General features: G+C 73.3%; 19 protein-coding genes and 1 pseudogene. 14 read left to right on the forward strand and 6 right to left on the reverse strand.

Going from position 1 to position 26,384, the window contains the following annotated elements; translation table 11 throughout:
• Positions 1-24 precede the first annotated feature (24 nt).
• From nhaA to NPS70_RS04425, 3 genes are all read right to left on the reverse strand, one after another.
• On the reverse strand, positions 25-1,428 hold the full coding sequence (gene nhaA / locus NPS70_RS04415; protein WP_256522644.1) for a Na+/H+ antiporter NhaA: 1,404 nt from the start codon (positions 1,426-1,428) through the stop codon (positions 25-27).
• Positions 1,429-1,635: 207 nt separating this feature from the next.
• Positions 1,636-3,591 carry an acetate--CoA ligase gene (acs, locus tag NPS70_RS04420; RefSeq protein ID WP_256522645.1) on the reverse strand — a complete coding sequence of 652 codons (1,956 nt, stop codon included), beginning with the start codon at positions 3,589-3,591 and terminating at the stop codon, positions 1,636-1,638.
• Between the two features lie 297 nt (positions 3,592-3,888).
• Positions 3,889-6,234, reverse strand: coding sequence for a SulP family inorganic anion transporter (locus NPS70_RS04425; RefSeq protein WP_256522646.1), 2,346 nt, complete (start codon positions 6,232-6,234; stop codon positions 3,889-3,891).
• 273 nt (positions 6,235-6,507) lie between these two features.
• Here NPS70_RS04425 and NPS70_RS04430 point away from each other — a divergent pair, with 273 nt between their 5' ends.
• Positions 6,508-7,809 (forward strand): hypothetical protein, encoded by a 1,302-nt coding sequence (locus tag NPS70_RS04430; protein ID WP_374211935.1) that lies wholly within the window; start codon positions 6,508-6,510, stop codon positions 7,807-7,809.
• Between the two features lie 115 nt (positions 7,810-7,924).
• Here NPS70_RS04430 and NPS70_RS04435 read toward each other — a convergent pair whose 3' ends face one another.
• Complete coding sequence (locus tag NPS70_RS04435) at positions 7,925-8,911, reverse strand: ATP-binding protein (RefSeq protein WP_256522647.1); 987 nt, start codon at positions 8,909-8,911, stop codon at positions 7,925-7,927.
• A gap of 102 nt (positions 8,912-9,013) precedes the next feature.
• Here NPS70_RS04435 and NPS70_RS04440 point away from each other — a divergent pair, with 102 nt between their 5' ends.
• Positions 9,014-9,844, forward strand: a complete 831-nt coding sequence (locus NPS70_RS04440) for an oxidoreductase (protein WP_256522648.1) — start codon at positions 9,014-9,016, stop codon at positions 9,842-9,844.
• A 416-nt stretch (positions 9,845-10,260) separates the two neighbouring features.
• On the opposite strand, the gene NPS70_RS04445 is transcribed toward NPS70_RS04440, so the two are convergent.
• Positions 10,261-11,115 carry an HAD family phosphatase gene (locus NPS70_RS04445; protein ID WP_256522649.1) on the reverse strand — a complete coding sequence of 285 codons (855 nt, stop codon included), beginning with the start codon at positions 11,113-11,115 and terminating at the stop codon, positions 10,261-10,263.
• Positions 11,116-11,590: 475 nt separating this feature from the next.
• Here NPS70_RS04445 and ssd point away from each other — a divergent pair, with 475 nt between their 5' ends.
• From ssd to NPS70_RS28845, 7 genes and pseudogenes are all read left to right on the forward strand, one after another.
• Positions 11,591-12,694: a septum site-determining protein Ssd gene (gene ssd / locus NPS70_RS04450; RefSeq protein ID WP_256522650.1), complete on the forward strand. Its 1,104-nt coding sequence runs from the start codon at positions 11,591-11,593 to the stop codon at positions 12,692-12,694.
• The gene (locus NPS70_RS04455; protein ID WP_256522651.1) at positions 12,691-13,839 is read left to right on the forward strand and encodes a TadA family conjugal transfer-associated ATPase; all 1,149 of its coding nucleotides are present in this window, start codon (positions 12,691-12,693) and stop codon (positions 13,837-13,839) included. Before ssd ends, NPS70_RS04455 begins: the two co-directional genes overlap by 4 nt.
• Positions 13,840-13,841: 2 nt before the next feature.
• Positions 13,842-14,687, forward strand: a complete 846-nt coding sequence (locus NPS70_RS04460) for a type II secretion system F family protein (RefSeq protein WP_256522652.1) — start codon at positions 13,842-13,844, stop codon at positions 14,685-14,687.
• On the forward strand, positions 14,684-15,523 hold the full coding sequence (locus tag NPS70_RS04465; RefSeq protein ID WP_256522653.1) for a type II secretion system F family protein: 840 nt from the start codon (positions 14,684-14,686) through the stop codon (positions 15,521-15,523). The genes NPS70_RS04460 and NPS70_RS04465 overlap by 4 nt, the downstream gene beginning before the upstream one ends.
• A gap of 326 nt (positions 15,524-15,849) precedes the next feature.
• Positions 15,850-15,987, forward strand: coding sequence for a DUF4244 domain-containing protein (locus NPS70_RS04470; protein ID WP_374211936.1), 138 nt, complete (start codon positions 15,850-15,852; stop codon positions 15,985-15,987).
• Positions 15,988-16,084: 97 nt separating this feature from the next.
• Positions 16,085-16,558, forward strand: a complete 474-nt coding sequence (locus tag NPS70_RS04475) for a TadE family type IV pilus minor pilin (protein WP_374211937.1) — start codon at positions 16,085-16,087, stop codon at positions 16,556-16,558.
• A gap of 65 nt (positions 16,559-16,623) precedes the next feature.
• Positions 16,624-16,833: pseudogene (locus NPS70_RS28845) on the forward strand (Rv3654c family TadE-like protein); the annotation flags it as partial.
• Positions 16,834-17,006: 173 nt separating this feature from the next.
• On the opposite strand, the gene NPS70_RS04485 reads toward NPS70_RS28845, so the two are convergent.
• Positions 17,007-19,589 (reverse strand): DEAD/DEAH box helicase, encoded by a 2,583-nt coding sequence (locus tag NPS70_RS04485; RefSeq protein ID WP_256522654.1) that lies wholly within the window; start codon positions 19,587-19,589, stop codon positions 17,007-17,009.
• 78 nt (positions 19,590-19,667) lie between these two features.
• Here NPS70_RS04485 and bldG point away from each other — a divergent pair, with 78 nt between their 5' ends.
• The 5 genes from bldG (at position 19,668) to NPS70_RS04510 (ending at position 26,141) form a co-directional block, all read left to right on the forward strand.
• Positions 19,668-20,021: an anti-sigma factor antagonist BldG gene (bldG, locus tag NPS70_RS04490; RefSeq protein ID WP_078075833.1), complete on the forward strand. Its 354-nt coding sequence runs from the start codon at positions 19,668-19,670 to the stop codon at positions 20,019-20,021.
• A 92-nt stretch (positions 20,022-20,113) separates the two neighbouring features.
• Positions 20,114-20,551, forward strand: coding sequence for an ATP-binding protein (locus NPS70_RS04495; RefSeq protein WP_256522656.1), 438 nt, complete (start codon positions 20,114-20,116; stop codon positions 20,549-20,551).
• Between the two features lie 567 nt (positions 20,552-21,118).
• A complete protein-coding gene (locus NPS70_RS04500) occupies positions 21,119-23,524 on the forward strand; it encodes a sodium-translocating pyrophosphatase (RefSeq protein ID WP_256522657.1) in 2,406 nt (801 codons plus the stop codon).
• A 295-nt stretch (positions 23,525-23,819) separates the two neighbouring features.
• Entirely contained in the window at positions 23,820-24,404 is a 585-nt protein-coding gene (locus tag NPS70_RS04505) for a small secreted protein (protein ID WP_256522658.1), read from the forward strand.
• A gap of 240 nt (positions 24,405-24,644) precedes the next feature.
• Entirely contained in the window at positions 24,645-26,141 is a 1,497-nt protein-coding gene (locus NPS70_RS04510) for a class I SAM-dependent methyltransferase (protein WP_256522659.1), read from the forward strand.
• The last annotated feature ends 243 nt before the right edge of the window (positions 26,142-26,384 follow it).

Genomic DNA, 26,384 nt, shown 5'->3' on the forward strand with positions numbered 1-26,384 from the left:
CGCGTACTACCGTCCGATGTCAGATCATGCCGGACCGTCGCCGTCCTCGCGCGACGCCCCCGCCGCATCCGCCTTCCTGCGGTGCTCGGCGGCCTTCTCCTCGTAGATCGCGGCCATCCGCAGATGGTAGGCCGGATCGTCCTGCTCGTAGACATCCGGTATCCCGGACATGTCGTCGTCGCGCTCCTCCTCGGCGTACAGCGCCTGGTAGGTGCGTACCCGCATCTTGAGGAGGACTCCGGCGAGGATCGCGGCGATCAGGGAGCCGACCAGCACCGAGGCCTTGACCTCGTCGGTGAGGACCTCGTCGCCCTTGAAGGCCAGTTCCCCGATGAGCAGCGAGACGGTGAAGCCGATGCCGGCGAGGGAGGCGAGGGCGAAGACGTCCGGCCACCGGAGGTCCCTGTTGAGTTCGGCCTTGGTGAAGCGGGCCGTCAGCCAGGTGCCGCCGAAGATGCCGAGGGCCTTGCCGACGACCAGGCCGAGCACCACGCCCAGCGTCTCCGGACGGGTGAACACGTCGCCGAGCGACTTGCCGGTCACCGCCACGCCCGCGGAGAAGAGGGCGAACAGGGGCACCGCGAAACCGGCGGAGATCGGGCGGACCAGGTGCTCGATGTGCTCGCCGGGCGACTGCTCCTCGCCCTCGCGGCGCGTGCAGCGGAGCATCAGGCCCATGGCGACGCCCGCGATCGTGGCGTGGACGCCGCTGTTGTACATCAGCCCCCAGATGGCCAGGGCGAGCGGGACGTACACGTACCAGCCGCGCACCCCCATCCGCAGGAGCAGCCAGAACAGGAGCAGGCCGGCGGCGGCGCCGCCGAGCGCCGCGAAGTTGAGGTCCTCGGTGAAGAACACCGCGATGATCATGATGGCGAACAGGTCGTCCACCACGGCGAGCGTCAGGAGGAAGGCCCGCAGAGCCGAGGGCAGGGAGGCGCCGAGCACGGCGAGGACGGCCAGGGCGAAGGCGATGTCCGTCGCGGTCGGCACCGCCCAGCCGGCGGCCGAGCCCCCGCCGATCCCCGTGACCGTGAGGTAGACCAGCGCGGGGGCGATCATTCCGCAGAGGGCAGCCACCACGGGCAGTGCGGCGGCCCGGGGGTCGCGCAGCTCGCCCGCGACCAGCTCGCGCTTGAGTTCCACGCCCGCGACGAAGAAGAAGATGGCGAGCAGGCCGTCCGCGGCCCAGTGCTGGATCGACAGGTCCAGGCCGAGGGAGGCAGGGCCGATGTGGAAGTCGCTGACAGCCTCGTAGCTGCCCCCGAAGGTGTTCGCCCAGATGAGCGCCACGACTGCGGCGAGCAGCAGCAGGATGCCGCCGACGGTCTCCGCGCGCAGGGCGTCGGCGACGAAGTTCCGCTCGGGCAGGGTGAGACGGCCGAGGAACGGCCGGTCGTCGCGGTTGTTGTCTCGGGGCGCTGTCACAGGAGGCCTCCGGGTCGGACGGGCATGACAAAACAGTTGCCGACCAGACTTCCCGGCGCACCTCGAACGGCTTGTGCGTCAACGACGCGCACTTACTGTACCCATACGTGACAGTGGGACACATCGTGTACATGCCAGAACCCCCGTCGTCGTCGAGGCGACGGGGGTTCCGAAATGCCTGGTCGGAGCCGGTGGGGCCGGTTCCGGTCAGTCCTCGCCGGGGGCGCTGGGGAGCTTGGTCTGGATGAGATCCATCACGGACGAGTCCGTCAGCGTGGTGACGTCCCCGAGTTCCCGGTTCTCCGCGACATCGCGCAGCAGACGGCGCATGATCTTGCCCGAGCGGGTCTTCGGGAGTTCCGCCACCGGCAGGATGCGCTTCGGCTTGGCGATCGGCCCGAGGGTCGCTCCCACATGGGTGCGCAGCTCGTCGACGAGGCCCTCGTCCTCGCTGGCGCTGCCGCGCAGGATCACGAAGGCCACGATGGCCTGGCCGGTGGTCTCGTCCGCGGCGCCGACCACGGCCGCCTCGGCGACCTTCGGGTGGGAGACCAGGGCGGACTCGACCTCGGTGGTGGAGATGTTGTGCCCCGACACCAGCATCACGTCGTCGACCCGGCCCAGCAGCCAGATGTCGCCGTCCTCGTCCTTCTTCGCCCCGTCGCCCGCGAAGTACAGGCCCTCGAAGCGGGACCAGTAGGTGTCGATGAACCGCTGGTCGTCGCCCCAGATGGTGCGCAGCATCGAGGGCCACGGCTCGGTCAGGACCAGGTAGCCGCCGCCGCCGTCGGGCACCTCGTTCGCCTCGTCGTCGACGACGGTCGCGGAGATGCCGGGGAGCGGCCGCTGGGCGGAGCCCGGCTTGGTCTCGGTGACGCCGGGCAGCGGAGAGATCATCATGGCGCCGGTCTCGGTCTGCCACCAGGTGTCGACGATCGGGGCGCTGCCCGCCCCGATGTGCTCGCGATACCAGACCCACGCCTCGGGGTTGATCGGCTCCCCCACCGAGCCGAGCACCCGCAGGCTCGACAGGTCGAACTTCGCGGGGATGTCGTCGCCCCACTTCATGAACGTGCGGATCGCGGTGGGAGCCGTGTAGAGGATGGTGACGCCGTACTTCTGCACGATCTCCCAGAAGCGGCCCTGGTGCGGGGTGTCCGGGGTGCCCTCGTACATCACCTGGGTCGCGCCGTTGGCCAGCGGTCCGTAGACGATGTAGGAGTGCCCGGTGACCCAGCCGATGTCGGCCGTGCACCAGTAGACGTCGGTCTCCGGCTTCAGGTCGAAGACCGCGTGGTGGGTGTAGGCCGCCTGGGTGAGGTAGCCGCCCGAGGTGTGCAGGATGCCCTTCGGCTTCCCCGTGGTACCCGAGGTGTAGAGGATGAACAGCGGGTGCTCGGCCTCGAACGCCTCCGGGGTGTGGTCCGGGGACTGCCGGGCCACCACGTCGTGCCACCAGACGTCGCGGCCCTCGGTGAAGGGCGTCTCCTGCCCGGTCCGGCGCACCACGAGCACGTGCTCCACCTGCGGGCAGCGCGAGACCGCCTCGTCGATGGCGGGCTTGAGCGCGCTCGGCTTGCCGCGGCGGTAGCCGCCGTCGGCCGTGATGACCAGCTTGGCGTCGGCGTCCTGGATGCGGGAGGCGACGGCGTCGGCCGAGAACCCGCCGAACACGACCGAATGGGCGGCGCCGATGCGGGCGCAGGCCAGCATGGCGACCGCGGCCTCGGGGATCATCGGCATGTAGACGGCGACCCGGTCGCCCTTGCGGACGCCGAGTTCGGTCAGTGCGTTGGCCGCCCGTGAGACCTCGTCCTTCAGCTCCGCGTAGGTGATCGCGCGCCCGTCGCCGGGCTCCCCCTCGAAGTGGATGGCCACCCGGTCGCCGTGGCCGGCCTCGACGTGGCGGTCGACGCAGTTGTAGGCCACGTTGAGCGTGCCGTCCGCGAACCACTTGGCGAACGGCGGGTTGCTCCAGTCGAGGGTCTCCGTCGGCTCGGTGGCCCAGTGGAGGCGCCGCGCCTGCTCGGCCCAGAAGCCGAGACGGTCCGCCGCGGCCCGTTCGTACGCCTCCGCCGTCACGTTGGCGCTCGCCGCCAGCTCGGACGGAGGGGCGAACCGCCGCTCTTCCTTGAGCAGGTTGGCAAGGCTCTCGTTGCTCACGACATCTCCCTTTCCCAGGGCGTCTTCCGTGCGTATGTGTCCCAGGCCATACCTCATCAGCCGAAGGGCCGGGTGACAAGTGCCTTCCGAAAATTGGTTTAGACCTATGGGTACTCTTCGGGCGGCGCGCCGCCGTCCGGCCGCGCCGCCGGACGGCGGCCCCTCCCCCGAGCGGTGGGGGAGGGCGCCACACGGTGGCACGGACGGCGCCCCCGCACGGTTCAGCCGCGCCGCGGGCCGTCGAGAGGCGCCCGTCCGCACGGGCCCGCCGACGGTCCGGCCGGGTCGGCGCACGGGTCAGGCGCGTACCTCCTCCAGCGAGGACGGGCCCGGCGCGACCCGGGTGAACACCTCGTCCATGCGGTGCTCGTCGGTGCCGGTGAGCAGGTAGGCCTGCGCCTCGCCGACGTGGAAGTACATGCCGTGGAGCCGCAGGGTGCCGTCGGCGAGCCGACGCGCCACGGCCTCGTGCGTCCGCAGGTGCTCCAACTGCTGGACGACATTGGTCAGGCAGAGCTGCTCCACCGCGTCGGCGGGGAGCCGGCCCGCGATGCGCGCCCACGGGTGGCGGCGGCTGCGCATCCTGGCGAGGCTCGGGCGGCCGTGCCGCAGCCAGCGCCGCAGGGGCGTCGAGTCGTCGTCGGCGGGCCCGTCCAGCAGGGCCTGCATGGCTCCGCAGCCCGAGTGGCCGCACACGGTGATGGAATCCACCTCCAGCACATCGACGGCGTACTCGATCGCGGCGGCCACGGACTCGTCGCCGCGCTCCTCGCCGGGGCGCGGGACCAGGTTGCCCACATTGCGCACGGTGAACAGGTCTCCCGGGCCGCTGGCTGTGATCATGCTGGTCACCAGGCGGGAGTCGGCGCAGGTCAGGAAGAGGTGCGAGGGGCGCTGTCCCTCCTCGGCGAGCCGGGCGAGCTCGTCCCGGACCAGCGGTGCGGTGTCCCGCTGGAAGGAACTCAGCCCGCTGGCCAGCGGGTGGATCGCGGGCCCGTGCGAGCGGTCCTCGCAGCGGTGGTTGCGCCAGGGTGTCCAGGGGCGGCAGCAGCCGTGGGGCTCGGAGCCGGGTTCGCTGGTGCGCAGCCCGGCCCGGCCGGTGAACTGCACGGCGCCGCCCTGCGCGGTGTGCGCCGTCCGCCAGTCCCGCAGGGCCTCGTAGGCGGCATGGTCCATGAAGGAGCTGTCCAGCTCGACGTCGCAGGAGCCGCCGGGCGGGACCTGGCCGAGTGCCCTGCTCAGCCGCGGTACGGCAAGGAAGGTCAACTGCCCCCGCACACGCACGCGGTGGCCGCCCGGTGCCTCCTCCACCGTGATGCGGGTACGCGTGAGGCGGTGCAGCGCGACGAGCACGGCGACCCCGATCCCGATGAGCACGCCCTCCAGGACGCCGGTGAGCACCACGGAGCTCACGGTGGCCGCGTAGACGAGCACTTCGCGGTTCCTGCGGATGTTGCGGAGGTGGGTGAGGCTCACCATCTGCACGCCCACGACGGCGACCAGGGCCGCCAGGGCCGCGAGCGGGATGAGGTCCATCGCCGGGACGAGGAGGAGGGCGGCGACCGCGACCCACAGCCCGTGCAGCATGGTCGAGTTGCGGCTGACCGCGCCGGCGGAGACGTTCGCGGTGCTGCGGACGGCGACTCCGGCGACCGGAAGCCCGCCGAGTGCGCCGGACACGATGTTCGCGGCGCCCTGACCGGAGAGCTCGCGGTCGAGATCGGAGCGCAGGGGGACGGAGTCCCCGCCCCGTGCGGCGACGAGCTTGTCGACGGCCACCGCGGAGAGCAGGGACTGCACGCTGGTCACGAGGGTGATGGTCACCACCGCCGCGACGAGGCCGAGGACCGGTCCGTCCGGCAGTGCGGGCAGGGCGTGCGCGCTCCAGGACGGCAGGTCCACCCGCTCGACGTCCAGCCCCGCGCCGACCGAGACGGCGGCCGCGGTCACGACGGCGGCCAGCGCGGCGGGAACGGTGCGCAGGATCCGCCCGGCGCGTCCGGGGATCCGGGGCCAGGCCAGCAGGACGGCCACCGTCAGGCCGCTGATCACGAGTGCGGTCGGGCGGGCCGCCATCAGCTGCCCCGGCAGGGCGAGGACGTTGGCGACCGGTGAGCTGTCGGGCGTGCCGCCGAGCACGATGTGGAGCTGCGCGAGGGCGATGGTGACACCGATGCCGGCGAGCATTCCGTGGACGATGGCGGGGCTGACGGCGAGTGCCGAACGGGCGACGCGCAGGGCGGAGAGCCCGAGCTGGCAGAACCCCGCGGCGACGGTGATGGCGCAGGTGGCCCGCCAGCCGTAGTGCTGGATCAGCTCGGCGGTGACGACGGTCAGCCCGGCCGCGGGCCCGCTCACCTGGAGGGGCGAGCCGCCGAGGCGCCCGGCCACGATGCCGCCGACCGCCGCCGCCACGAGACCGGCCTGGAGGGGGGCGCCGGTGGCGAGGGCGATGCCGAGGGAGAGCGGCAGGGCGATCAGGAAGACGGAGACGGAGGCGGACAGGTCCGCCGGGTCGAGGCGGATGCGGCGGTGCGGGCTCCTGCCGCCGGGGGGGCTGTGCGGGCGGTGGCAGGAGTCCGGTCCGGTTCGGCCTGCCGCCGGGTGGTGGGTGTCGTCGGGGCTTGTGGGGGTGCAGGTCATTCCCGTCTCCTCCGGGGCGCGGTCGCGGTCTGTGGGGGGCGCGGCCGTGGGGCACGGCGTGCGGTGGCGGGATGCTCGGTTTCGCACGAGCTCTCAACTCTGAGTAAACGCTCCGTAATGCAGAGTAAAGAAGTGAACATGCTTTTGAGGGCAAATGGGGCAATCAATCACTCGATTCGGTGATTAGTCACTTCATTCCGGCCCGGCCTTCCGGCACCCCTCTTTTCGCGGTGCGAGCGTGGCGATTCCGCCATCGATAAGTCGTATCTACATATGAAATGGGGTGGACGGATGCCGGCCGTCACCAAGAGGACCGCTGCCGTCGGCGCCGTCGCCGCGGCCCTGTTCGCCGGCCTGGTGGGCTGCTCCACCGGGGACGGAGGCCGGAAGGCGGCCGACGGGACCGAACACGGCGCGCCGGCCCAGAAGCAGGGCGTCGGCGCCCCCAAGAGTGCGATCCGCCTGATCGGCGACGGCTCCACCGCCTTCACCGGCGCTCAGCCGAACCTGCTCCGGCCGCAGCGGCTGAAGCCGGGCGAGACGCCGCCGCAGTTCGTCGTCTTCTCCTGGGACGGCGCCGGGGAGGACAGTCAGAAGCTGTTCTCCCACTTCCGGGAGGTGGGCAGGAAGTACGACGCCACCATGACGTACTTCCTCAGCGGCGTGTACCTGCTGCCCGAGGAGAAGCGCTCGCTCTACGAGCCTCCGCAGCACGCGGCCGGGAGCTCGGACATCGGCTTCAACGACGTCGAGGGCATCCGCGACACCGTGCGCGAACTCCGCGGCGCCTGGCTTGACGGCAACGAGGTCGGCACCCACTTCAACGGCCACTTCTGCGGGGCGAACGGAGGTGTCGGCACCTGGTCGGTGGACGAGTGGAAGAGCGAGATCGCCCAGGCCAAGTCGTTCGTCAAGAACTGGAAGACCAACGCCGGGCTCTCCTCCGCCGAGCCGCTCCCGTTCGACTACGACAAGGAGCTGATCGGCGCCCGGACCCCCTGCCTCGAAGGCCAGGACGCGTTCATGCGCGCCGCGTCCCAGCTGGGTTTCCGCTATGACACCAGCGGAGTCAACAGCCAGGTCTGGCCGAGCAAGAAGTACGGGCTGTGGGACCTGTCCCTCCAGATGGTCCCCTTCCCCGGCCGCGCCTTCGAGACGCTGTCGATGGACTACAACTTCATGGTCAACCAGTCCGGGACCACCAAGGGCGACCCCGCCATGCACGCCTACTGGGGAAACCAGATGCGCGACGGGTTCCTCAAGGCGTTCGACCGCGCCTACGAGGGCAACCGGGCCCCGCTGATCATCGGCAACCACTTCGAGTCGTGGAACGGCGGCACGTACATGACGGCCGTCGAGGAGACCATCGCCACCGTCTGCGTGAAGCGCGACGTCGAGTGCGTGTCCTTCCGGCAGCTCGTCGACTGGCTCGACGCACAGGACCCGCTCGTCCTGGAGAAGATGCGGCAGCTGCAGGTGGGCCAGGCTCCCGGGGGCGGCTGGGCCCGTTTCCTGGTGGCTCCTCCTGTCGCCGCCGCACCGCCCGCCGGGGAGAAGGGCGGGGCCGACCGCTGAGGCCTCCCCGCCGGCCGCCCGCGACTCCGTTGGCGCGGGCGGCCCGCGGGGACGCGGTCTCCCCGGCCGGACGCTGACGGACGGCCCCGTCCCGGTGCGTGGGGCCCGCGGCGCGTCATCCGGGCTGGGGCACCGGCACGTGCTCGCCCAGGACGAAGGCGGGGTCGACCTGGGCGGCCAGGTCGGCCCCGGTCTTCGCGTTCCCCCAGCTCTCGGCGTTCCTGAGGTGGAAGTGGACCATCTGGCGCGTGTAGCGCTCCGGGTCCCGGCGCGCGTGCGAGGCGTCGGCCGCCTCCTGCAGGGTCCCGAGCGCCCGCCGGTTGGCGTCCTCCAGCTGGGCGAAGCGAGGGGGCCTGCCCTTCTCCATGGCCCTGACCCAGTCGGAGTGGGCCATCGTCACCAGCAGGTCCTCGCCGACCTCCTGGCGCAGGAAGTCCACGTCGTCGGGTCCCTGCACCTTGTTGCCGACGACCGCGAGCGCGACTCCGTAGTCGCGTGCGTAGTCCTTGTACTGCCGGTAGACGGAGACGCCCTTCCGGGTCGGTTCCGCCACCAGGAACGTCATGTCGAAGCGGGTGAACATCCCGGACGCGAAGGAGTCCGACCCGGCCGTCATGTCCACCACGACGTACTCGCCGGGGCCGTCGACCAGGTGGTTGAGGCACAGCTCCACCGCACCGACCTTGGAGTGGTAGCAGGCGACGCCGAGGTCGGACTCGGTGAAGGGGCCCGTGGCCATCAGCCGCACCTCGCCGTCGTCGAGGTGCACGGTGCGGGCGCACGCGGCGTACACCGGGTTGTCCTCCTGCACGCGCAGCAGGCGGGACCCCTCGCCCGGCGGTGTCGTCTTGATCATCGTCTCCGGTGAGGTGATCCGGGGGTTGGTGCCCCGCAGGTACTCCTTGATCAGCGGAAGGTGGGCGCCCATGGCCGGGAGCGAGGAGGCCGCGGGCTCGTCGAGCCCCAGCGCGGCGCCGAGGTGCTGGTTGATGTCGGCGTCGACCGCGACGACCGGGACCGCCCGGGCGGCGAGATGGCGGATGAACAGCGAGGACAGCGTGGTCTTGCCACTGCCGCCCTTCCCTACGAAAGCGATCTTCATGTTCACCTAGCGTAGCCGCACGGGTGCACCGGGTTGCCCCGGTGAGTGAAGAAGACCACTCCAACGTGGGGCCCGGGTGCCGGGCGCGTAGCCTCGCTGCTTATGAGTACCAACGCCTCGGCGGGCGACCCGCTCGCCGCCCTCGCCGCCCTCCCGGGCGTCGCCGACTCCGTGGGCTCCGTCCGCAAGGCCGTCGACCGGGTCTACGGGCACCGCATCATGCGTCGCCGCAGTGTCGAGATCACCTCGGAGGCGGCCCTTCGGGGGGCCCGCGCCTCCGCCGCGCTCTCCGGGGCGGACTGGGCCCTGGAAGAGGTGCGCAGGCGGACGGACTTCGGCGGCGAGGGAGAGGCGCGTACCGTCGGCGCCGCGCTGCGCCTGGGCGCCGAGGCGGGTCAGCTGCTCTCCGTCTGGCGGCAGTCGCCGCTGCGCGTGCTGGCGCGGCTCCACCTCGTCGCGGCGGGCGGCTTCGAGGACTCGGGCGCCGTGGGGCGTCCGCGCCTGGCGGGCGAGGAGGTCGACGAGCCGCTCGTCGAGGCGTCGCTGCCCACCGCCGTCGAGGTGGCCGGCCGGCTGGAGGGCCTGGCCGGCCTCGTGGTGGCGGACACCGCGGCACCCGCCCTGGTGTCGGCCGCGGTGGTGCACGGCGAGCTGCTCGCGCTGCGGCCCTTCACCTCCTGCAACGGCCTGATCGCGCGGGCCGCGGAGCGGATCGTCCTCGTCGGCAGCGGTCTCGACCCCAAGGCGGTCTGCTCGGCCGAGGTCGGCCACGCCGAGCAGGGGCGGGCGGCGTACGTGGCCGCCTTCGCGGGGTACCTCTCGGGCACGCCCGAGGGGATGGCCGCCTGGATCGCCCACTGCGGGCGGTCCGTGGAACTCGGCGTCAGGGAGTCGACGGCGGTCTGCGAGGCGCTTCAGCGCGGCGCCGCCTGACCCCGTCCCGTCGTCCCGCGGCCCCGGCCGGAGGGGCGTGTGCGCGACGGGGTCGGGGCGCGGAACGGGTGCCGAAAAGGGTTGCGGCGGTACCTCTTCGGTACCGCCGCTGGCATGTCCGCCCAGTTACCAAGCGTCCTCGAAATATTGCCCATCAGGTCGGGTTCTTTGCCCGTCCCTGGTGCGGCTGGCCCGTAATCGACGGGTCGACGTCGCGTGGGTGCTCGACTTCCATGCTTCGGTCCGTGGGGCCTTGTCTGCGTTGAAGATGATCCTTTCGGACGTCCTCGGTCTCGCGGGCCGTTGACTCCTTTGTACTCCTGCGGGCGTCGGAGCGAAAGCCCTGCCTGCACTTCTTTACCTTCCACCCCGATACGGGACGAAAGGGGCGGGTCGAAGGTGTCCGCCGCGGGCGTTCACAGGGTCGCGGCCCGGGCCGCCCCGCGCCGGCGGCTGGCGTACCAGACGAGGCCCGCCGTGGCCGCTGCCGCCCCCACCGCGGCGGCGACCAGCGCCGGTCGCGTGGGCATCGACAGGGCGGGCAACCGCTGCTTCAGGCGCACCGGGCGGTTGAAGACCAGGACCGGCCAGCCGCGCTGCGCGGCCTCCCGCCGGAGCGCCCGGTCCGGGTTGACGGCGTGGGGGTGGCCCACGGACGAGAGCATCGGCACGTCCGTCGCGGAGTCGCTGTAGGCGTAGCAGCGCGACAGGTCGTACCCCTCGGAGGCGGCGAGTTCCCGCACCGCCTCGGCCTTCGTCGGGCCGTAGGCGTAGTACGCGATCTCGCCCGTGTAGCAGCCGTCGTCGCCGACCACCATCCGGGTGGCGACGACCCGGTCCGCGCCCAGCATGTCGCCGATGGGCTCGACCACCTCGGCGCCCGAGGTGGAGACGATGACCACGTCCCGGCCCGCGGTGTGGTGCTCCTCGATCAGCGAGGCGGCCTCGTCGTAGATGATCGGGTCGATCAGGTCGTGCAGCGTCTCGGCGACGATCTCCTTGACCTGCTGGACGTTCCAGCCCTTGCAGAGCGCCGAGAGGTACTCCCGCATGCGCTCCATCTGGTCGTGGTCGGCGCCGCCGGCCAGAAAGACGAACTGCGTATAGGCGGTGCGCAGGGCGGCGCGGCGGCTGATCAGCCCGCCCTGGTAGAAGGACTTGCTGAAGGTCAGCGTCGACGACTTCGCAATGACCGTCTTGTCCAGGTCGAAGAACGCGGCAGTACGCGGCAAGGAGTGGTTTTCCACGGGCAGAGCATATGCGCCCGCCATTCGGCGTACGCTGTGGCGCGTGGGTTTGCCTGAGAAGGCTCTCGGGTACACCATGGAAGTCACGGATCGTTCGCGACCGTGCTAACCCGGTCCGGCTCCTCCCCCCCCGAGCCGGCCGGAAAGACGACCCCCGCTCTCCCCCCCGGCGGGGGTCGTCGCATGTCCAGGGCGGTTTCGCCCACTCTTCCCCGGATGTCCACCATCCGTTCGCCGTTGTGGCCGCGCTCGTCGGCCCGGAGTGATCCGTCCCGGATTCGTCACTGAGGGTAGTTGTCGGGCTGCGTTCCGGCGCGCCTGGCTGCTCGCCGGTATGGGCGACCGGGTTATTCACACCTGGCCGGTTGTCCACAGTTTTTCACCAAGATCCACACGATTTCCGGGAGCACTCCACCGTGATTCCAGCCGCGAACTTCGCGGACCGGGGAATCACGCGCGTCGCGCCGTACCGGGCGCATGCGCAGGAGAGAGGTGGACCGTGGTCGCAGCCAATGCAGCGCAGCACAGCCCGGCGGGCGAGCACCGCCGCGAGGGCCCCCTGATCGTCACCGAGGACGTGGACCTGCTGGACGACCTGCTGCGCCTGTGCGCCGCCGCCGGTGCGGAGCCGGCCGTCCACCACACCGTTCCCGAACGGCGCGGCATCTGGGAGGCGGCCCCGCTGATCCTCGTCGGAGGGGATGCGGCGGACCGCTGCCGCGGCGTGCCCCGGCGCGGCGGGGTGCTGCTCGTCGGCAGGGACCAGGACGACCCCGACGTGTGGCGGCAGGCGGTCCGGATCGGCGCCGACGGGGTGCTGTGCCTGCCCGAGTCCGAGAACTGGCTCGTCGACCGGATCGCGGACGTGTCCGAGGGGGTCGGGCGGCCCGCGCTGACGGTCGGGGTGATCGGCGGCCGGGGCGGCGCGGGGGCCTCCACCCTCGCCTGCGCGCTCGCGGTCACCGCGGCCCGCGAGGGCAGGCGCACCATGCTCGTCGACGGGGACCCGCTCGGCGGGGGGCTGGACGTCCTGCTCGGCGGTGAGCAGGCACAGGGCCGCCGCTGGCCCGACTTCGCCGCCTCGAAGGGCCGCGTCGGGGGCGGGGCCCTCGAGGAGTCGCTCCCCAGGCTCCACGCGCTGCGCGTGCTCAGCTGGGACAGGGGCGACCTCGTGGCGGTGCCCGCCGAGGCCATGCGCTCGGTGCTCTCGGCCGCCCGGCGGAGGGGCGGTGTGGTCGTCGTGGACCTCCCCCGCCGGGTCGACGAGGGGGTGGCCGAGGCGCTCGCCCAACTCGACCTCGGCCTCCTGGTGGTCCCGGGAGAGCTGCGCGCCGTCGCGGCGTCCCAGCGTGTCGCGTCCACCATCGGCATGGTCCTCTCGGACCTCCGGGTCGTCGCCCGCGGCCCGTACGCCCCCGGGCTCGACGAACGCCGGGTGGCGGACGCGCTCGGTCTCCCGCTCGCCGGGGACCTGCCAGCGGACCCGGGTCTGCCCGCCGCCCTGCACGACGGCAGACCCCCCGGCGCCGGAACCCGAGGACCTCTCGCCCGCTTCTGCACGGCCTTCTGGGGCAGCGCGCTCACCGCGGAGGCGACGGCATGAGCGCCGCACTGCTGGAAGCCGTCCGCCAGAGACTCGCCGAAAGCGGGGCCGAACCCACTCCCGCCGGGGTGGCGGCCGCCCTGCGGGCCCAGGGACGCCTCCTGGGTGACGCCGAGGTGCTCGGCGTCACCGCCCAGCTGCGCGGTGAGCTGGTGGGCACCGGGCCGCTGGAGCCCCTCCTCGCGGATGCCGAGGTCACCGACGTCCTGGTCTCCGCTCCCGACCGGGTGTGGGTCGACCGGGGCGGGGGTCTGGAGCTCACCGGCGTCACCTTCGCCGACGCCGCCTCCGTACGGCGCCTGGCGCAGCGGCTGGCCGCCGTCGCCGAACGCCGACTCGACGACGCCCATCCCTGGGTCGACGCCCGCCTCCCCGACGGGACCCGCATCCACGCCGTGATCCCGCCGGTGGCCGTCGGCTCCACCTGCCTCTCCCTGCGTGTGGCCCGCCACCGGGCCTTCTCTCTCCGGGAGTTCGTCGAGGCCGGAACCCTCCCGCCCGGAGGGGACCGCGTGCTGCGCGCCCTCATGGCCGCCCGCCTGTCGTTCCTCATCAGCGGCGGCACCGGCTCCGGAAAGACCACCCTGCTCAGCAGCCTCCTCGGCCTCGTCGGCCACGGGGAGCGGATCGTGCTCGCCGAGGACTCGGCCGAGCTGCGCCCGGACCACCCGCACGTGGTGCGCCTGGAGTCGCGGCCCCCCAACCAGGAGGGCGCGGGGCGGGTGACCCTGCAGGACCTCGTGCGGCAGGCCCTGCGGATGCGCCCGGACCGGCTGGTCGTGGGGGAGGTGCGCGGCCGGGAGGTGACCGAGCTGCTGGCCGCCCTGAACACCGGTCACGAGGGGGGTTGCGGCACCGTCCACGCCAACGCCGCCGCCGACGTCCCTGCCAGGCTGGAGGCACTCGGCACTGCCGCGGGCCTGGACCGGGCCGCCCTGCACAGCCAGGTGGCCGCCGCCCTGTCGGTGGTCATCCACCTCGCACGCGACCGGCAGGGCAGGCGACGGCTGGCCGAACTGCACGTCCTGGAAAGGGACTCCGCCGGGCTCGTCGTCACGGTGCCCGCGCTGCGCTGGGGAGCGGACGGGTTCACCCGGGAGGCGGGCTGGCCGCGACTGCTGCACCTGACGGGGGAGGAGTCGTGACGGTGGACCAGCCGCTGTGCGCCGCGGCTGTCTGCGCCGGTGCCGCGGCCTCGCTGCTGGTCGCAGCGGAGCGCGGGAGGCGGCGTGTGTCCCTGATCCTGCCCCGTGCCGCCGCACCGGGCCGCCGCCCGCCATGGTCGTGGCAGCAGGCCGAGGAGGCCGCACGGGGCCACCGGGAGTGGCTGTGCCTGCCCCTGGCCCTCGTCCTGGCCGTGCTCGGGTCCTCCCCGCTGCCTCTCGCCCTCGGAGCTGCCGCCGTGCCGCTGGTACGCCGCGCGCTGCTCCGGAGGGAGCGGCGCGCCCGCGCACGGCGGCAGGCCGAGGCCGTGGTCGCGCTGTGCGGCGCGGTCGCCGCGGAACTCCGGGCAGGCCTCCAGCCCGGACAGGCGCTGAGGTTCGCCGCACGGCAGACCGAGGCCCTCGGGGAGGCGGAGGCGGCCGTGCTGGCCGCCGCGCGCTTCGGCGGCGACGTGTCGGCCGCGCTGCGGACCGCCGCACGGCTACCGGGGGCGGAGGGCCTGGCCGGGATGGCGGCCTGCTGGCAGGTGGCGGTGGGCAGCGGCGCCGGGCTGGCCGCCGGTCTGGAGCGACTGGAGGCCGCGCTGCGCGCCGACCGGGACCGGCAGGACGACCTCGACGCGCAGTTGGCCGGTGCCTGGTCCACGGTCGTCCTGCTGGCGCTGCTGCCGGCGGCCGGGCTCGGCATGGGCTGGGCACTCGGCGCGGACCCGTTGCGCGTGCTGCTCCACTCTCCCGCAGGGCTCGCCTGCCTGGCCGTCGGAGGGGCCCTGGAGGCCGCAGGCATGTACTGGGCCACGAGGATCGTACGGTCGGGGGAGGCGGCATGACCGGCGGCCCGCCGGACCGGCTCCTGGCCGCAGGCGCCGTCCTGGCCGCGGTCGGCAGCCTGGTCCCCCTGCTTCTCGACGGCCGCCGGACCTCCGCCGCACGGCGCCGCGGCGAGGCGCTGCTGGGCCTTCGGGGACCCCGGGGACCGCGTACGCGCCTTCGGCGGCCCCGGGCGCGAGCGCTCACCGGGCCCCTGTGCACGGCGGTTGCCTGTGCCGCCCTGCTGGAGGGCGTGACGGGCGCTGTCGTGGGGCTCGTCGCCGGTCTGGCTCTCCACGCCGCGCTGCGCCGCCGCTCACGGGCAGGGCCCGCAAGGTCCCGGGGCATCGGAGCACCCGCCCACGACGGTCGGGCCTCCCTCGCGTACGCCGCCCGGACGGTCCCGCCCGAGGAGGCGGGACGGCAACTGCCGCTCGCCGCGGACCTCCTGGCGGCCTGCCTCTCCGCGGGAGCCGGACCTCGCGAAGCGACCCAGGCGGTGGGCGAGTCGCTGGGCGGAGCCGCCGGCGGCTGCCTTGCCGCGGTCACCGCACAGCTGAGGCTCGGGAGAGAACCCGCGGAGGCCTGGGCCTGGCTCGGAGCCGCGCTCGACGCCCAGGCGCTCGCCCGCTGCCTGGAACGCGCCGACGCCACGGGGTCCCCGGCGGCCGAGCCGACGGCGCGTACCGCCGACCTGCTACGGGCCGCGCGCGCCCGCAGAGCCGTCGCACGCGGGCGACGCGCCCAGGTGAGGATCACCGCGCCCGTGGGGCTCTGCTTCCTCCCCGCGTTCCTCGCGATCGGCGTCGCACCTGTGCTCATCGGGCTGGCGGGCGGCCTGCTCCCTCCCGCCTGACGGACCTACTCCGACGGGCGGCGGGCGTCGGCCCCGGCGCTCCCGCGACGAGGGGCGCGTCGGCCGGGCCTGAACGGCGGGCCCGGAGACACGACTCGCGCGGCGACCGGAGCCGGTGGAGGCACGCCCTCCCACCACGTTCCTGCACCACATCCACGGAAACCACTCTCGACTGGAGGTCGAGCATGTTCTGCACCCTCATGTCCCTTACCCCGAAGACCTTCCGGCGGCCACCGCGCCGCAACCGCCGTCCGGGCACCGGCGTCTCGACCGCCCACCTGCTCGGCCTCCGCGGCCGGTTGGCCGCGCTCCGCGGGGATCGCGGGATGACCACGTCCGAATACGCGATGGGCACGATCGCCGCCTGCGCCTTCGCCGCCGTCCTCTACAAGGTGGTCACCAGCGGGGCGGTGGCCCAGGCTCTCGAAGCGGTGGTCGGCAGGGCACTCGATGTCCAGTTCTGAGCGGAGAGCGCCGTACCGCGTCCGGTCGGCGACCCGGCTCCGGAGCAGGCGCGCCGCGCCGGTCCCGACGCGCCCCCGGCGGGGCGACCGGGGATCGGTGACGGCCGAGGCGGCGATGGCCCTGCCTGCTCTGGTGGCCTTCGCCATGGGGCTGGTCTGGGCGCTGACGGCGGCCGCGGCCCAGATCCAGTGCGTGGACGCCGCGCGCGCCGGTGCGCGTGCGGCAGCCCGGTCCGAGCCCGTCCCGGTGGCCGTCGCCGCCGCGCGCTCCGTCGGGCCCCGGGGGGCGCGGGTGGCCGTGTCACGGCGCGGCGATCTCTGGCACGTACGGGTCGAGGCCGACGCACCCGGGCCCGGCGGGCTCGGACTCACGCTGGACGCCGAGGCGGCCGCCCTGGCGGAGGACACCGTGCACGGCGGTGACTTCGCCGGCGCATCCCGGCCCCGCGGAGAGCCGGGCACGGACCGTCACGGCGCCCGCGCGTACCTGAGCCGTACCGTGCCCGGCGCGGTAGCGGGAGGTGCGGTGGGCGCCGCGCCGGGGGCGGGACCCGGGGCGGTGCCGCGGTGAGGTGCTGCGCTCACCGGCCCCGGGACGCTGGGTCGGCCACGGTCTGGGTGGCCTCGCTCGCGACCGTGCTGTGCGCGGTCTTCGCCGTCGCCCTCGCGCTGGGCCAGGCCGCCGTGGCCCGGCACCGGGCCGCCGCGGCGGCGGATCTCGCGGCCCTGGCCGCCGCGGACCACGCCCTCCGCGGCCCGCTCGCGGCCTGCGACCGAGCGCGCGCCGTGGCCCGCGCGCACCGGGCCGAGGTGGCCCGCTGCGCGGTGAGCGGCGAGCTCGCCGATGTCACCGCGGCCGTGCGCCTCGGCCCGTACACGCTGCACAGCAGGGCCCGGGCCGGGCCGCCGGAGGCATGGCGCGCAGCGCACCCCGCCGCCCTTGCGCCGGCCTTCCGCACGGTGGGAGGGAGGGCCTCGCGCACGGGGGGCCCGGCGAGGCCGACGGTGCGCCGCCGGGGTCAGCCCTCCGTGCCGCGGGGGGCCTCGCCCGCGGCGTCGGCCGCGGGCCACGCCGGACTGCCCTGCTCACCGGACTCGGCGCCGGTGTCCGCGTCCCGCGGTGCGCCCGGCGCCGGATCCGCCGCCCGGGGAGCGCGTGGGGAGGCGCGCAGCAGCTCGCCGAGGAGCCTGACCGCCCCGCGCTTGTGCAGCGGATCGTTGCCGTTGCCGCACTTGGGCGACTGGATGCAGGAGGGGCACCCCGCCTCGCACTCGCAGGAGGCGATGGCCTCACGGGTGGCCGTCAGCCACTCGGCCGCGGTGTGGAAGGCCCGCTCCGCGAAGCCCGCGCCGCCGGGATGCCCGTCGTACACGAAGACGGTCGGCAGCAGCGTGTCCGGGTGGAGGGGCACCGAGACCCCGCCGATGTCCCAGCGGTCGCAGGTGGCGAAGAGCGGCAGCATCCCGATCGACGCGTGCTCGGCGGCGTGCAGGGCCCCGCCGAGCTGCTCCGGGCCGATCCGCGCCGCGTCCAGCTGGTCCTCGGTGACCGTCCACCACACCGCACGGGTACGCAGCGTCCGGGGCGGCAGGTCCAGCTTGGTCTCCCCGAGCACCTCGCCCGTCACGAGCCTGCGGCGAAGGAAGGACACGACCTGGCTGGTGACCTCCACGGAGCCGTAGCACAGGCGCCCGGCGCCCCAGGGGACCTCGACGTCGGTCTCCAGCACGGACACGGCCGTGGTGTCCCTCGCCGTGGTCGAGTACGGCGGGGATGCCTCCTCGACCAGGGCGACCGAGTCCTCCAGGTCGAGCCGCTTCACCAGATAGGTCCGGCCCTGGTGGAGATGGACGGCGCCGTCGTGCACGGACGCGTGCGCGGCGGCCTCGTCCACCGTCCCCAGCAGGCGCCCCGTGCCCGCCTCCACGATCTGCACCGGCTGCGCCCCGCCGCCCCGGATGTCGGTCAGGTCCGCGGCGCGTTCGCGGCGCGTCCAGTGCCATCCGGAGGCTCGGCGGCGCAGCAGCCGGGCGCGCTCCAGCTGAGGCATCAGCCCCGCGGCGGCCGGTCCGAAGAGCCCCAGGTCGGCATCCGTCAGCGGTGCCTCGGCGGCTGCCGCGCAGAGGTGCGGCGCCAGCACGTAGGGGTTGTCCGGATCGAGGACGGTGCTTTCCACGGGGCGTCTGAACAGCGCCTCCGGATGGTGCACCAGATAGGTGTCCAGCGGATCGTCCCGGGCCACCAGAACCGCGAGGGCTCCCCGCCCGGACCGTCCGGCCCGTCCCGCCTGCTGCCACAGGGACGCGCGTGTCCCGGGGTACCCGGCGATCACCACGGCATCCAGCCCCGACACGTCGATCCCCAGCTCCAGAGCGGTCGTCGCGGACAGCCCCAGGAGTTCGCCGGAGTGGAGGGCGCGCTCCAGTGCGCGCCGCTCCTCTGCCAGGTAGCCCCCGCGGTACGCGGCCACGCGCCGGGGGAGCGAGGAGTCGACCTCGGCGAGCCTCTCCTTGGCGATCACGGAGACCAGCTCGGCGCCCCGGCGCGAGCGCACGAAGGCGACGCTGCGCACCCCCTGGACGGTCAGGTCGGTGAGCAGGTCCGCCGTCTCGGCGGTCGCCGTGCGCCGCACGGGTGCCCCCTTCTCCCCGTGCAGCTCGGTCAGCGGGGGCTCCCACAGGGCGAAGACGAGTTCGCCCCGCGGTGAGGCGTCGTCCGCGACTTCCCGTACGGGCACGCCCGTCAGGCGCCCGGCGGCGGCGGCCGGGTCCGCCGCGGTGGCCGAGGCGAGCAGGAAGACGGGGTCCGCCCCGTAGCGGGCGCACAGGCGGCGCAGGCGGCGCAGGACCTGGGCGACGTGGGAGCCGAACACTCCCCGGTAGGTGTGGCACTCGTCGACCACGACGTAGCGCAGCGAGCGCAGGAAGGAGGACCAGCGCGGGTGTGCAGGGAGGATGCCCCGGTGCAGCATGTCCGGGTTGGTCAGGACGTAGTTGGCGTACTGGCGCACCCACTCCCGCTCCTCGACCGGGGTGTCCCCGTCGTACACCGCGGGCCGCACCCGGTTGCCCAGCGGTGCGGCCAGCTCCCTGACGGCACGCCGCTGGTCTGCCGCCAGGGCCTTGGTCGGGGCCAGGTAGAGGGCCGTGGTGCCGCGCCCGTTCGCGGCCTCGGCCCCGTCGAGGAGGGTGTGCAGGACCGGCACCAGGTAGGCCAGGGACTTCCCGGAGGCCGTGCCGGTGGCGATCACCACCGAGGTGCCGTCCAGCGCATGCTCCGCCGCCTCTGCCTGGTGCGTCCACGGGTGCTCGACACCGGCCTCCCGGACGGCGGAGATCACCTCGGAGCGGATGCGGTGGGGCCAGACTGCATGGCGCCCCGCCCTGGGGGGCAGGTGCTCCGTATGAGTGATGCGCGCAGCCCGGCTCCCGCCTGCGGTGAGCCGGTCGAGGACCTCTCCGGGGGAGGGCCTGTCCTCCCCGGTCGCGGGGGGTCGACTGGGACGCTGTTTCTTGGCCATCGGCACCGAGTGTGTCACCGGCATGACGGACAATGGTCCCAAGGCGTCGTGCATGGCTGCTGGTAAGTGATTGAATGCCATGGCGGCTGGCGACCGCCCTCCGGCTCCGTTCGGGAGACCTGAGAGGCGGCCGCTCGATAGCAAGGTGCTGGAGGATCCGTGGACCTGTCCCTGTCGACTCGCAATGTGTCCGGCCCTGGTGGCGACCGTACGGTCGTCGAGGTCGGTGGCGAGATTGATGTCTATACCGCGCCCAAGCTGCGCGAGCAGTTGGTCGAGTTGGTGAACGACGGCAGCTACCACCTGGTTGTCGACATGGAGGGCGTGGACTTCCTCGACTCCACCGGCCTGGGCGTGCTCGTCGGCGGCCTGAAGCGCGTGCGTGCCCATGAGGGTTCGCTGCGCCTGGTCTGCAACCAGGAGCGCATTCTCAAGATTTTCCGGATCACCGGCCTCACCAAGGTGTTCCCCATCCACACCACGGTCGAAGAGGCCGTCGCGGCGACGGACTGACGGTCGCCCGGACTGCCGGAAGAAGGGAAGGGGGACCGGGCCGCCAGCCCGGGCCCCTGGCACGCACGCTCGCTCTCTCCAGGGGGATCCGTATGGCCACCGTCGAGCTCCGCTTCAGTGCGCAGCCTGAGCACGTCAGGACGGCCAGGCTCGTCGCCGCGGCCGTGGCGCGGCGCGCCGGGGTCGACGAGGCGGTGCTGGACGAGGTCCGGCTCGCCGTCGGCGAGGCGTGCAGCCGCGCGGTCGGGCTGCACCGCAGCCACGGTCTGACGTCGCCCGTGCGCGTCGTGCTCTCCGAGGAGGAGAAGGCGTTCTCCATCGAGGTCGGCGACGAGGTCACCGGCGTGGGCGCGGCTGATCCCGGTGACGGGCGTCCGGAGGGTGCCGAGGGGGCCGCGGAATCCGAGGAGGAGGACGAGATGGGCCTCGCAGTGATCAGCGGCCTTGTCGACGACATGGAGGTCTCCTCCACCGACGTCGGCGGCGTGATCCGCATGAGCTGGCCGGCGACGCCACCTCCGGCGGTCTGAGTTCCACCCGTCGTTCGGTCCCGCCGGTCCGCGGTGGGACCGCGGGGAGCGGCGCCACCGTCGCCCCGGCCCGGCCGAGGCACCCGCGCTGCCCGCACCGGACGGCGTCCGCCGAGAGGCGCACCCGCGGAGTGAGACGGCCTCCGCGCCCCCGAGGCCCGGAGCCTGCCTCCCGAGGCCCGCTCCGCCGAGGCCCGGCCCCGCCGCAGAGTCCTGCGCCTGGTCCGACCGCCCGCGGACACCGAACCCCTTCGGACAGATCCACGTCGGCCCCACCCCGTCCGGGTGAGGGCCGTACGGGTGATTACGCGTGTCGCGGCCGAGAAGATTTTCGCGCGGGGGGAAGCCTGTTGAACAGGGCCTTTGTCCAGGCTCCCGGATAGCCGTTCTCGGGGTGCATACCCTTGGCCCGTTACGGCCTTCCGGTATATCGCGCAAACATTGTGTCAACCTGATCAATTTCAGGTGGCAGAACGACACCCTCGAAAAATTCTGTGCCCTTCTTTGATCGTGTTCTGCTCCCTACACTCCGTCCACATCTTGAGGTCTGAACATCAAGGAGGACGAATGCCGGGGCTCTCCCTCCCTCAGTCGGCCGAACCTCCACCCTTCCTCGCCGACGCGGTGCTGACCGACGGCAACCGGGTGATCATCGTGGTCATCGCGGTCGTCGCACTCGCCGCGCTGGTCGTGGCCCAGCTGCTGGTGCGCCAGGTCCTCGCCGCAGGCGAGGGCACCGAGTCCATGAAGAAGATCGCGGCGGCCGTCCAGGAAGGCGCGAACGCCTATCTCGCCCGGCAACTGCGCACCCTCGGGGTCTTCGCGGTCGCCGTGTTCTTCCTGCTGCTCCTCCTCCCCGCGGACGACTGGCCCCAGCGCATCGGCCGATCCGTGTTCTTCCTGGTGGGTGCGGCCTTCTCCGCCGCCACCGGCTACATCGGAATGCGATTGGCGGTGCGCGCCAATGTGCGCGTCGCCGCGGCGGCCCGCGAGGCGAGCCTGGAAAAGGGCGAACCCGGTAAGGACCTGACCTCGGTCGCCCACAAGGCGATGAAGATCGCCTTTCGCACCGGGGGCGTCGTCGGCATGTTCACGGTGGGCCTCGGTCTGCTGGGCGCCTCCTGCGTCGTCCTGGTCTACGCGGCGGACGCCCCCAAGGTTCTGGAGGGCTTCGGTCTCGGAGCCGCTCTCATCGCCATGTTCATGCGTGTCGGCGGCGGCATCTTCACCAAGGCCGCCGACGTCGGCGCCGACCTGGTCGGCAAGGTCGAGCAGGGCATCCCGGAGGACGACCCGCGCAACGCGGCGACCATCGCGGACAACGTCGGGGACAACGTCGGCGACTGCGCCGGAATGGCGGCGGACCTCTTCGAGTCCTACGCCGTCACCCTCGTGGCGGCCCTCATCCTCGGCAAGGCGGCCTTCGGGGACGCCGGGCTCGCCTTCCCGCTGATCGTCCCGGCGATCGGCGTGGTCACCGCGATGATCGGCATCTTCGCGGTCGCGCCCCGGCGCGCGGACCGCAGCGGGATGACCGCGATCAACCGCGGCTTCTTCATCTCGGCGGTGATCTCCCTCGGCCTGGTCGCCGTCGCCGTCTTCTCCTACCTCCCCTCCGGCTACGCGCAGTTGGACGGCGTCGAGGACCCGGACATCGCCGGGCACGGCGGCGACCCCAGGATCCTGGCGCTGGTGGCCGTCGCGATCGGCATCGTCCTCGCCGCCCTCATCCAGCAGCTGACCGGCTACTTCACCGAGACGACCCGGCGGCCCGTGCGCGACATCGGCAAGTCCTCCCTGACCGGTCCGGCCACCGTCGTCCTCGCCGGCATCTCGATCGGCCTCGAATCCGCCGTCTACACCGCGCTGCTGATCGGACTTGGGGTGTACGGGGCGTTCCTGCTCGGCGGCACCTCGATCATGCTCGCGCTCTTCGCGGTGGCGCTGGCCGGGACCGGGCTGCTGACCACGGTCGGCGTCATCGTCGCCATGGACACCTTCGGCCCGGTCTCCGACAACGCCCAGGGCATCGCCGAGATGTCGGGTGACGTCCAGGGGGAGGGTGCCCAGGTGCTCACCGACCTCGACGCCGTGGGCAACACCACCAAGGCCATCACCAAGGGCATCGCCATCGCCACGGCCGTCCTCGCCGCCTCGGCGCTCTTCGGCTCCTACCGCGACGCGATCGCCACCGCCGCGCGGGACGTGGGCGAGACCCTCGGCGACGGCGCGCCCATGACCTTGGTCATGGACATCTCCCAGCCCAACAACCTGGTCGGCCTCGTGCTGGGGGCCGCGGTGGTCTTCCTCTTCTCCGGGCTCGCCATCAACGCGGTCTCCCGGTCCGCCGGAGCGGTCGTCTACGAGGTGCGGCGGCAGTTCCGGGAGCACCCGGGGATCATGGACTACACGGAGAAGCCCCAGTACGGGCGCGTGGTGGACATCTGCACCAAGGACGCCCTGCGCGAGCTGGCCACCCCGGGGCTCCTGGCCGTGCTGACGCCCATCGCCGTGGGCTTCACCCTGGGCGTCGGGGCGCTCGGTGCCTTCCTCGCGGGAGCCATCGGGACGGGCACCCTCATGGCCGTCTTCCTCGCCAACTCCGGAGGCGCCTGGGACAACGCCAAGAAGCTGGTCGAGGACGGCCACCACGGGGGCAAGGGCAGTGACGCCCACGAGGCCACGGTGATCGGGGACACGGTCGGGGACCCGTTCAAGGACACCGCCGGGCCGGCCATCAACCCGCTGCTGAAGGTGATGAACCTGGTGGCCCTGCTGATCGCACCGGCAGTGGTGCAGTTCAGCTTCGGAGAGGACGCCGACGCGGGGATTCGCGCCCTGGTGTCGGTGGTGGCCGTGCTGGTGATCGCCGGTGCCGTCTACGTCTCCAAACGGCGCGGGATCGCCGTGGGCGACGAGGGAGGCGCACCCGACCGGGACGCCGCCCCGCCGGGCCCGGCGGCCATGAGGTGATCGCGGGCGGAGCCCCGGCCCCCGGGCCGCCCGGGGCCAGGGCTTTGCGCTGCGGACGGCGCACGGGGAGGGTGACGGCCCGTCATGATCCGGGCGGTGGCGCGGGGTGATGCGCCGTCCGTCCGTGCCTGCCGGTCCGTCCTCGCGGCAGAGGCGTCGGGTGCTGTGGAGTGAGACGTCTCTCCCTTGGTGCAAATGGCTTCAATAGCTTATGAAGCGGACTTCCCGCGTATGGGCGTCACCCGTGCGGCGTGTATGTTCCGGGGCCGAGAGCGCCTTGGAAGGGACCGATCCGGTGAACAAGAGACTTGCGGCCGTGCTGTCCGGCACTGCGGTGCTGGTGCTGGTGCTGTCGGGATGCGGTGACGACAGCGAGGAGAAGGTCAACGACTGGGCCAAGAAGGTCTGCGACGCCGCCGAGCCGCAGATCCAGAAGAGGGCCGACGCCCAGCAGGCCATCATCTCGACGGCGGCGGACGGCGAGCCCGCGGACATCCAGGCCGCCGACTCCAAGGCGTTCGCGGACATCGCGGCAGCGGACAACGCGCTCGCGAAGGCGGTACGCGACGCCGGGGTTCCGCCCGTGGAGAACGGCGAGCAGCTCCAGAACGACGCGGTGAAGGAGCTGGAGGCCACCGCCGCCGAGTACCTGAAACTCAAGGACCAGATCGACGGGTTGAACCCCGACGACCAGCAGAAGTTCGCCGACGGACTCCAGGGCGTGGCGGACGGCCTGAAGAAGATCGAGACGATGGACCAGGAAGCCCTGAACAAGCTCCAGTCCGGCGAGCTCGGCGCGGCCATGGCGAAGCAGCCCGGTTGCCAGCGGGCCGACGCCTCCAGCCCCGCCTCGGGATCCTCCGCCTCACCCGCGGCCTGAACCCGGACGGCGCCGCCTCCCGCCGGGGCGGCGCCGCGAGGCGCCGGGCCGCACCGGCGGCGGGCGCCGGCGTGCGGTGACGCGTCCGACGCGCTCGGACCGGCCCGGGGCACCCCGCACGCTCCGGCCCGTCCGGGCCCTGGGGGAGCGGCCCCCTGAGGCGGCAGCAGGGCGCAGCCCGCAGGCGGGACGCCGGTGCCGCGGGCGGCAACTGTCGGCGGCTCCCCCCACAATGGACGGGTGAGCACCGCCACCCTTCCCACAGCCGACCACGCCCGACGACTCCGCGAGGCTTTCGCCGCCGCGGAGTTCACCGCCGACGGCCTCCTCGACCTGCTCGGGGCCCCCGCCTACGCGGCGCTGGCCCGCAGCGAGACGGTCCCCGCCCTGCGGGCCACCCGCGGGGACAGCGCCCTGGAGGCGCTGGTGCGCCTGTTCCTGCTCCAGAGGCCGGTGGCCCTCGAACGCGCCCGCACCGCGCTGCCGCTGGAGGAATGCCTTGACGGGGGCTGGCTGACCCGCGACGGCGACCAGGTGCTCGCCGCCGTGGACATCCGCCCCTACGGCGGTCCGGAGGGCCAGGACTGGTACATCGTCTCCGACCTCGGCTGCGCCGTGGGCGGGGCAGGCGGAGCGGGCGACCAGCCGGAGGGCGTCGTCCTCGGCGTCGGCGGGGCGTCGACCACGCTGGCCGGGATCACCGTGCGGACCCCCGTCGCCTCCGCCCTGGACCTGGGCACGGGTTCCGGGATCCAGGCGCTCCACGCGGCCCGGCACGCCACCCGGGTGACCGCGACGGACCTCAACCCCCGGGCCCTCGCCTTCACCCGCCTCACCCTGGCGCTCTCGGGCGCGGGGGACGCCGATCTGCGCGAGGGCTCGCTCTTCGAGCCCGTCGGCTCGGACACCTACGACCTGATCGTCTCCAACCCGCCGTTCGTGATCTCCCCCGGTGCCCGGCTGACCTACCGCGACGGGGGCATGGGAGGCGACGACCTGTGCCGCCTGCTGGTCCAGCAGGCGGGGGACAGGCTGAACGACGGCGGCTACGCCCAGTTCCTCGCCAACTGGCAGCACGTGAAGGGAGAGGAGTGGCAGGACCGGCTGCGCTCCTGGGTGCCCCGCGGCTGCGACGCCTGGATCGTGCAGCGCGAGGTGCAGGACGTCACCCAGTACGCCGAGCTGTGGCTCCGCGACGCGGGGGACCACCGCACCGACCCCGACGCCTATGCGGCCCGGTACGAGGCCTGGCTGGACGAGTTCGAGGCGCGGGACACCAAGGCCGTGGGCTTCGGCTGGATCACGCTGCGCAAGTCCGGTTCGGACCGGCCGTCGGTCGTCGTCGAGGAGTGGCCCCACCCCGTGGAGCAGCCGCTCGGCGAGACGGTCCGCGCGCACTTCGACCGCCAGGACTACCTGCGGACACGCGACGACGCGGCCCTGCTCGCCGACCGCTTCCGGCTGGCCGCCGAGGTCGTCCAGGAGCAGGTGGGCCTCCCGGGCGCCGAGGACCCCGAGCACGTGGTGCTGCGCCAGAACCGCGGGATGCGCAGGGCCACCACGGTGGACACGGTCGGTGCCGGGTTCGCCGGCGCCTGCGACGGCACGCTGAGCGCGGGACGCATCCTGGACGCGATCGCCCAGCTGATCGACGAGGACCCGGTGCTGCTCCGCGACCGGACGCCGCGGGCGCTGAGGCTCCTGGTGGAGGAGGGGTTCCTGGAGCCGGTGCTCTGATCCGCCGACGCCGACGCCGACGCCGACGCCGGCCGCGGGCGGCCGCGGGCGGCAGCTGCGGCCCGGCGCCCTGTCGGCCGGGGCTGCGCGCACACCCGTGCGCTCCCCGGAGGGCCGGATGTGCTTCCCCGCGGGGCCGGCGCCACCCGGGGAGGCCCGCACCGATCGGTTCCGGTCGGTCTCCCGCTCGATCCGGCCACTGTCCGCTCCGCGGGGTCGTGCACCGTCCGCCGGCGAGGCCGC

The sequence above is a fragment of the Streptomyces sp. C10-9-1 genome (assembly GCF_024497955.1).
In the GTDB taxonomy this organism is placed as follows: domain Bacteria; phylum Actinomycetota; class Actinomycetes; order Streptomycetales; family Streptomycetaceae; genus Streptomyces; species Streptomyces sanyensis.